Here is a 1,730-nt window from a genome sequence, read left to right on the forward strand (position 1 = left end):
AGGCGGCGCCGGGCGGGGTCGAGCCGGCCGCGCTCGAGACGGCGGCGCTGCGCCTGCTCGGCATGGGCGACGAGGCGCGCCCGGCGGTCGCCGCGCAGCGCGCGATCCTCGTCGGCGAGGGCCGGATCGCGCTCAGCGCAGGGCTTGCTGTGCCGGCGTCTGCTGCCCGCCGATGACGACCGGCGCGGCCCAGTTGAAGGGGTGGGCGTAGGCGGCGGGCAGGTTGCCGTCGTCGGCGCGGCTCAGGAACTCGCGCTGCGCTTCGGCGAGCGCCTCGGCCGGCTCCTCGCCCCGCCCGACGCGCGCGAGCGTCAGCGCCGCGAGCGCCGCGATCGGGAAGTCGGGCACGGTCCAGTGCGTCGCGAGCAGCGAGCGCGCGCCGGCATAGAGCATGCCGCGCGCGAGCCCGCTGAACGCCTCGCCCGCGCCGCGCCCGTCGGGGCCGGCCGTGTTGCAGGCCGAGAGCACGACGAGATCGGCATCGAGCCGCGCGCGCAGCACGTCCGAGAGGCGGATCACCGCCTCCCTGGGGTCGCTGCCCGGCGGCGCGGCGGTGAGGATCGCCGGCTCGCCGAGGCACGGCACCTCGTCGGTCAGCACCGCATGCGCGGCGAAGTGGACGATGCGGTAGCGGGTAAGGTCGCTGCCCACCACGGCGCTGCGCGTGAAGGCGGCGCCGGCGCGCACCGCATCCGCCCCCGCACGCATCTGCCGCGCCGAGATCTCCACCTCGCGGGCAGCCGCGGGCAGCGGCGGCAGGCCGGCGAGCGCCGACACGTCGGCTTCGCAGCCGCGCCGCGACGGCCCGATCGCCTGCGCCGCGCGTGCGGGCGAGAGGGGCGTGAAGCCCGCGAAGCCGACATAGGGCAGCGGCGCCGAGGACGGCCGCGCAAGCCGGCGCTGCGCCGCGAAGGCGAGCGCCGAGGGGGCGTAGGCGAGAGTGCGTCCGCCGGCGAGCAGCCAGGCGACGTCGCGGTAGTCGGCATCCGAGGCGATGCGCCGCGGCGGCTCGGTGACCAGAACCGCGAAGGGCAGGGCCGCGAGCGGCCCGTGCGCGGCGATCACCAGGCGCCGATGCGCCAGCACATCCGGCGCTCCGACGGGAACGAGCCGCCGCCACAGCCGATGCGCCTCCTCGACGTCGAAGGGTGCGAGCCGTCCGGTCGCCGGATCGGGAGCGAGGCCGGCGCGCAGTCGGCGGACCGTGGCCTGCGCCTCGCGCTCGGAGAGCGGGATGCGCCAGGCCTCGACGGTCGCACGCGTGACCAGGAAGCCGTAGCCGCGCTCGGGTCCCTGGATGATCGCGAACAGCGCTTCGCCCGGCCGCAGCGTGGCACGCAGCTCCGCCGGCGTGATCATGGTGTCGGTGAGCAGGGCGAATTCCGGCCGCTCGGCCTGCACGCGCGCCTCGGCGTCCGCGAGCCGACGCTGCGCCGCCTCGATCTGGGCGCGGATCGCCGCCCGCTCGTGCTCGGGCACGCCGGCCGCGATCGCGCGGTCGAACCGTGCCTCGGCGGCATCGCGTTCGTTGCGCGCCTCGCGGAGTTCGCGGATGGCGCTGCCCTCGCCGGCGAGCAGCGCCGCCGCGTCCGCGGCGGCGGCGGCGGCGGCACCGCCGGAGACCAGGAACGCCGCCTCCAGCGCCTCGACCGTGTCGTCCGCCCGTGCGGGCGTGCCAGCGGCCGGCACCAGCAGGTCGAGATAGGGCGCGATCGCGGCCGCTGCCGCGC

General features: G+C 77.7%; 1 protein-coding gene. It reads right to left on the reverse strand.

Translation table 11 applies throughout. The features are described 5' to 3' along the window. Nucleotides 1-132 precede the first annotated feature (132 nt). Nucleotides 133-1,730, reverse strand: a 1,598-nt coding sequence (locus tag FK498_RS18590; protein WP_141857177.1) for a CHAT domain-containing protein, incomplete at its 5' end; no start/stop codon positions are given.

Origin of the sequence: Elioraea sp. Yellowstone, assembly GCF_006704265.1 — a bacterium.
Lineage (GTDB): Bacteria > Pseudomonadota > Alphaproteobacteria > Acetobacterales > Acetobacteraceae > Elioraea.